A 5837-nucleotide genomic window follows, 5' to 3' on the forward strand; every position below is an offset into this window, starting at 1 on the left:
GCCAGGGGGCAGATGTGCCCCTCGTGGTCTACCGGTAGGCGCCAGGGGGCAGGTGTGCCCCTCGTGGTCTACCGGTAGGCGCCAGGGGGCAGGTGCGCCCCTCGTGGTCTACCGGTAGGCGTCACCGCGGCGGTCAGAGGTTGCCGCGGCGCTCCTGGGCCCGTTCGATCGACTCGAACAGCGCCTTGAAGTTGCCGACGCCGAACCCCTTGGCGCCGTGGCGCTCGATGATCTCGTAGAACACCGTCGGGCGGTCCTCGACGGGTTCGGTGAAGATCTGGAGCAGGTAGCCCTCGTCGTCGCGGTCGACGAGGATGCCGAGCTCCTGCAGGTCGTCCCACGACTCGCCCACGTCGCCGACACGTTGCTTGGCGTCGAGGTAGTACTCGTCGGGGACGGTCAGGAACGCCACGCCGTTGTCGCGGAGCTGGCGGACGGTCGCCACGATGTCGCCGGACGACAGGGCGAGGTGCTGCACGCCCGGGCTGCCGTAGAACTCGAGGTACTCGTCGATCTGGCTCTTCTTCTTGCCCTCGGCGGGTTCGTTGATCGGCAGCTTGATGCGACCGTGGCCGTCCCAGAGCACCTTCGACATCAGGGCGGTGTACTCGGTGGAGATGGCCTCGTCGTCGAAGTGGCGCAGCTGGCTGAACCCCATGATCCGCTCGTAGAACCCCGCCCACGTGTCCATCTCGCCTTCCTCGACGTTGCAGACCACGTGGTCGATCGCCGAGAGGCCGACGGGTCGAGCGAGCGGATCGTCGCCGACGGGCTGGTAGCCGGGCAGGTAGATGCCCGAGTAGTCGTCGCGTTGCACGAACGAGTGGATGGTGTCGCCGTAGGCGTGGATCGCGGCGCGCACGACCTTGCCGTGCTCGTCCTCGAGGACCTCCGGCTCGGCGAAGGGCCTGGCCCCACGCTCGACGGCCATCGCGAACGCCTCGTCGGCGTCCGGCACGCGGAAGGCCACGTCACGGACCCCGTCGCCGTGGCGGGCCTGGTGCTGGGTGATCTCGTGGTCCGGGCTCAACGCCGTGGTCAGCACGAAGCGGATGGACCGCTGCTGCAGCACGTAGGACGCCCGGTCACGGACGCCGGTCTCCGGGCCCGCGTACCCGACGAGCTGGAAGCCGAAGGCGGTCCGGTAGAAGTGGGCGGCCTGCTTGGCGTTGCCGACCCAGAACTCGATGGCGTCGTAGCCCTTGAGGGGCAGGTCGCGGTGGTCACGGTCCGGAGCGTGCGTTGCCTGGTCCACGGGGCACCTCTGCGGTCGCGGGGGACCGGCCCCGGGTCGCGGTGGCCGATCTCGTCGGTGGCTGCTGCCGCCCGGACGGTCGGTCGGCGGGCAGCTGCAGGCTCGACCTTACGCAGGTCAGCGCGACGGCGGCTCGGTCGCTCGGTCACCGGCGCACAGCGGACGCCGCGCCACCCCGTGATGACGATCCCACCTCGATGGGCCGCTCAGGCCGGTGGGATCATCCCCGGCGGGAGGTCGGTGCGCCCAGCGAGCGGGGACAGCTCGAACTCCGGCCGACCGATGCGCAGGAACTCGACGGGTTCGTCGCCTGCGAGGTGCTGCTCGCAGATGGTCGGCACGTCGTCGACCGTGACCCCGCCGTACCAGACGTCGTCGGGAGCCACGTAGATCGCGGGACCGACCATGCAGGGTTCGAGGCAGCCGGAGGCCACGACCTTGACGTCCACCAACCCGAGCCGGCCGGTCTCCTCCCGGATGGCCTCGAACAGGTCCGCGCTGCCGTTCCTGATGCACGACGGGCGGGGGTGCTCGGCGGGCCGCTCGTTGATGCACACGAAGACCCACTTGCGGGGCATCCCGATCCGAGCCACGTGCTACCTCCCTGTCCGAGGACCGAACGTTCCCGCGTCGAGGACACCCGGACGGCCGGGGGGACGCGGCGGCTCCCACCGTAGCCTCGAGGCCACGGGCCGACCGCCGGCCCCGAACCCGGTCAGGAGCGTCCGTGCGAGCCGATCAGCGAGCCGTCATCCGTTCGGTGCTGTCCGAGTCCCGTCGCATCGCCGTCGTCGGCGCGTCGCAGGACCCCGGCCGTCCGAGCCACGGGGTCATCCGGCGCCTGCTCGACATGGGGTACGCGATCGTGCCCGTCAACCCCAACGCCTCCCGCATCCACGGGCTCGACGTCCACCCCTCGCTCGAGGACGTCGGCGGCCCGGTCGACATCGTCGACGTGTTCCGGCGCTCGGAGCACGCACCGGAGGTGGCGACGGCGGCCGTCGCCGCCGGTGCGAAGGCGCTGTGGCTGCAGCAGGGGGTCCGCTCCGACGAAGCCCGGGCCATCGCCGAGGACGCCGGCCTGTTGTACGTCGAGGACGCCTGCCTCGCGGTCGAGGCGGAACGGGCCGGGATCCCGCTGCCGCCGCCCGCCTGACCACGCACCGCTCACTCGAGCCCGCGGACCTCGACGGCGGGCCGGCGCCACCCGAGCAGCGCCTCGGTCATCCGCAGCGCATCGACGGTGCGTCGCACCTCGTGGACCCGCACGAGCGAGGCGCCGCGCAGCACCGAGAAGATCGCCGCGGCCAGGGACCCGTCCACGCGCCGCCCGGTCCCACCTGCCGCCGATCCGAGCGGGGCGTCGAGCGTCTCGCCGATGAAGTCCTTGTTCGACAGCGCGACGAGGACGGGGAAGCCGAGCGCGGCGAGCTCCGGCAGCCGACGGGTCAGTTCGAGCGAGTGCGCCGTCGTCTTCTGGAAGTCGTGACCCGGGTCGACGATCAGACGGTCGGCAGGCACCCCCGCTGCGAGGGCCCGGTCGGTGAGTTCACGGCAGTGGGCGATCACCGCTGCCGTGACGTCCGGCCGGTAGCTGCGCCGGTAGGGGCGGGTGCGCGGCTGCCCACCGTGGTGCATCGCCACGTACCCGGCGTCCCGGGCGACCACGACGTCGAGCACCTCGGGGTCGTGCAGGCCGGTCACGTCGTTGACGATGTCGGCCCCGGCGGTGAGCGCGGCGTCGGCGACGGCCGCGCGGAAGGTGTCGACCGAGATCAGCACGTCCGGTTCGGCCGCGCGGAGCGCCTCGACGAAGGGGACGATCCGTTCGAGCTCGTCGGCGACGGTCACCTCGTCGCCGGGTCCGCCCTTGACGCCACCCACGTCGACGATGTCGGCGCCCTCGGCGACCAGCCGTCGCGCGTGCGCGAGCGCGTCGTCGAGCGCGTAGGTGGCGCCGCGGTCGTAGAACGAGTCCGGCGTCCGGTTGACGATGCCCATCACCCCGGTCTGCCGGCCGAGGTCGAGCCGCCGGCGGGGCAGGTCCAGCACCGGCGTCCGGGGCGGCTGCTCACCCGAGGCGGAGCGATCGCCGCTACCGAGCAGCGGCACCCGCAGAGCGTCGGGGTGACGGTCTATGTCAGGAACTCCAGGATCGTCGCCGCCAGCGGGCCGGGTGCCTCGACCGGGATCCAGTGACCGACGTCGGGCAGCACCTTGACACGGCTGACCGGGATCGACGATCGCAGCTCCTCGGCCATCGCCAGCGGCGTCGAGCGGTCGTGCGCGCCGGTGACGATCAACGTCGGCTGTCCGAGCTCGTCCCGCCGGATGCGCGGTGCGGCGGCGAGCGCTTTGCAGGCCTTGGCGTAGTTGGCCGGCTCGTTGCGCAGGAACAGCTCGCGCAGCAGGCCGACGGTGGCCGACGAGGTGGCGTGGGTCTGCGGCGACACCGCTCCCTCGAGCCACGCGTCCACCAACACGTCCATACCCTCGTTGGCGACCAGCTCGGCACGTTCGCGGTAGGCGTCGGCGGTCGGCGGCTGGAAGTAGGAGATCCCGCCGATCAGCACCAGCTGGTCGCACAGGTCCGGTTCCTTCTCGGCCAGGTGCTGGACCACCAGCGTCCCGAGCGAGTGGCCGACGAGGGTCACGGAGGGCAGCTCGAGGTGGCGGATCAGCTTGAGCACGTCCTTGGCCCAGCCCTCGATCGAGAACTGGCCGCGGCCCTGACTGCGCCCGTGGCCGCGCAGGTCCATGGCGACCACGTGGTGGTGCTGCTGCATGGCCTGCATGACGCCGTGCCACACGTTCGCGCAGCCACCGAGGCCGTGGACGAACACGACCGGTGGGCCCTCGCCGAAGCTGCGGTACTGGATGGTGTTGCCGTCGATGTCGGCGAACAAGCTGGGGACCTTCCCTGGGGCCGCGGGGCGCGCTGCGGGCCACGCGCGGCGAGGTGGTGGGGGTCGAGCGGCGCGGGAGCCGCGACCGGGTCGCCCGCGAGCCTAGCGACGGTCCTCGGACCCGCCGGCGACGAACCCGCCGCGAGACCCGCCGACACGTGGTGCGGTCGACGACGAGGAGCGAACCCGTGCGGCTCGAGGTAGCGGTGGACGCCGCGGCGCCACAGCAGGTGGTCTGGGACGTGCTGACCACCTGGGAACGTCAGAGCGAGTGGATGCTCGACGCGAGGTCGGTCGAGGTGCTCACCCCGGAACGTGAGGGGCTCGGCGTCACGATCCGCTGTCCCACCAACCTCCTCGGGGTCACCGTCGAGGACGTCATGCGGGTCACCGCGTGGTCCGCGCCGGACCTCCTCGAGGTCACCCATCTCGGGGCCATCATCACCGGCGCCGGTGCCTTCGAGCTCACCGCGTTCGGTCCCGACCGCACGCGCATCGACTGGTGGGAGGAGGTGGACCCGCCGCTCGGCCGGCTCGGTGAGTGGGGCGCGTCCGCGTTCGTGCTGCCGATCCTCCGGCGCATCTTCACCCGGAGCCTGACGAACCTGGCGCGGCTCGCGGAAGCCGAGGTCGAGGCGGAGGACGCCCGGTAGCTCAGCCCGCCACGGTGGGGGAGACGGCGGCGATCTCGTCGGCGTAGACGCGACCGTCGACCACCCGGTGCTCGACCGACCCGCGGGCGGCGATGGCGCCGTCGCGCCGCGCGAGGACCTCGCACACCAGCTGGTTGTGGGTGACCGAGGCGACGGTGGCGGTCAGCGTCAGCGCCGTACCGACCGGCAACGGCGAACGGATGGTCACGTCGACCTTGACCGCAGCGGCGACCTCACCGGCCTCGAGGTGAGGGGTCAGCAGCTGCCGGGCGAGCCCCTCGGCCGCCTGGAGCAGCGCTGGCGCGGTGCACAGGGCGGGTGCGCCGGGCACGATGTGCGCGGCGTGGTCGGGGGTGACGGTCAGCTCGATCGAGGTCGAGTCACCGCGGGGAGGTCCGGGTCGCATGGGGCGGAGCGTGCCCGGTCGAGGCCGCAGCCACAAGCTGGGGGGCGGTGGGACGTCACCCGGTCCGGTCGCCGCCGGCGCCCATCAGGGTGTGCCAGGCACGCGCGAGCGCGTTCGGTCGGCGGTCGTCGTGCCGCACCGCGAGCGCGTCGTCGGCCACCGGCTTCGCCGGCCGCTCCGCGCCGGGGGGAGTGATGGCGGCGACCACGATGAGCGGATCGGAGCCGCGGTTGTGGACCCCGTGCACGACGTCGGCGGGTACCAGGATCGAACCGAGCGGGTCGAGTCCCACCTCGCCCTCGTCGGTGACGAACCACGAGCGGCCACCGAGGACGGTGTAGGCCACGTCCTGTTCCGGCAGGCGCAGGACCGGCGACCGTTGACCCGGCTCCAGGCACCACAGGTCGACGGCGAGGTGGTCGGTGGCCAGGACCCGGATGCGGCGCGCCTTCTCGGTCGAGAAGTCGACGTAGTCACGCAGGTCGACGGGCACGACGCTCGTGACCGGTCCGGCCAGGCCGGGGGTCGTGGGGCCGGGGGCCGTGGCGTCGGGGGTCGTCGAGTCGGGGGTCGTCGAGTCGGGGGTCGTGGAGGTCGGTTCGCTCATGCGCGCAGGG

The 5837-nt window shown here is 72.4% G+C and carries 8 protein-coding genes; 2 read left to right on the forward strand and 6 right to left on the reverse strand.

Translation table 11 applies throughout. The annotated features are described in order from the left end of the window. Positions 1 to 133: 133 nt before the first annotated feature. Positions 134 to 1255: a 4-hydroxyphenylpyruvate dioxygenase gene (gene hppD, locus WEB03_RS02325; protein WP_368069359.1), complete on the reverse strand. Its 1122-nt coding sequence runs from the start codon at positions 1253 to 1255 to the stop codon at positions 134 to 136. Positions 1256 to 1461: 206 nt separating this feature from the next. Further along, complete coding sequence (locus tag WEB03_RS02330) at positions 1462 to 1848, reverse strand: ferredoxin (protein WP_368069360.1); 387 nt, start codon at positions 1846 to 1848, stop codon at positions 1462 to 1464. A gap of 134 nt (positions 1849 to 1982) precedes the next feature. Between WEB03_RS02330 and WEB03_RS02335 the strand changes: the two genes are divergently transcribed. After that, the gene (locus WEB03_RS02335) at positions 1983 to 2411 is read left to right on the forward strand and encodes a CoA-binding protein (RefSeq protein WP_368069361.1); all 429 of its coding nucleotides are present in this window, start codon (positions 1983 to 1985) and stop codon (positions 2409 to 2411) included. A gap of 11 nt (positions 2412 to 2422) precedes the next feature. Here the strand turns inward: WEB03_RS02335 and folP are convergent, their stop codons facing one another. After that, entirely contained in the window at positions 2423 to 3307 is an 885-nt protein-coding gene (gene folP / locus WEB03_RS02340; RefSeq protein WP_368069362.1) for a dihydropteroate synthase, read from the reverse strand. An 83-nt stretch (positions 3308 to 3390) separates the two neighbouring features. Then, a complete protein-coding gene (locus tag WEB03_RS02345; RefSeq protein WP_368069363.1) occupies positions 3391 to 4161 on the reverse strand; it encodes an alpha/beta fold hydrolase in 771 nt (256 codons plus the stop codon). A gap of 188 nt (positions 4162 to 4349) precedes the next feature. Here WEB03_RS02345 and WEB03_RS02350 point away from each other — a divergent pair, with 188 nt between their 5' ends. Continuing rightward, positions 4350 to 4814 carry an SRPBCC family protein gene (locus WEB03_RS02350; protein WP_368069364.1) on the forward strand — a complete coding sequence of 155 codons (465 nt, stop codon included), beginning with the start codon at positions 4350 to 4352 and terminating at the stop codon, positions 4812 to 4814. Between the two features lies 1 nt (position 4815). Here WEB03_RS02350 and WEB03_RS02355 read toward each other — a convergent pair whose 3' ends face one another. Both WEB03_RS02355 and WEB03_RS02360 read right to left on the reverse strand, forming a co-directional pair. Further along, entirely contained in the window at positions 4816 to 5220 is a 405-nt protein-coding gene (locus WEB03_RS02355; RefSeq protein ID WP_368069365.1) for a thioesterase family protein, read from the reverse strand. Between the two features lie 55 nt (positions 5221 to 5275). Beyond that, on the reverse strand, positions 5276 to 5837 hold a 562-nt coding region (locus WEB03_RS02360; protein WP_368069366.1), incomplete at its 5' end, for a hypothetical protein.

Source organism: Nitriliruptor sp. (assembly GCF_040882075.1).
Lineage (GTDB): Bacteria > Actinomycetota > Nitriliruptoria > Nitriliruptorales > Nitriliruptoraceae > Nitriliruptor.

Bases quoted from the DNA above. Each gene is read 5' to 3' on its own strand.
- WEB03_RS02355 (WP_368069365.1), bottom strand. From the start codon at position 5,220: ATGCGACCCGGACCTCCCCGCGGTGACTCGACCTCGATCGAGCTGACC.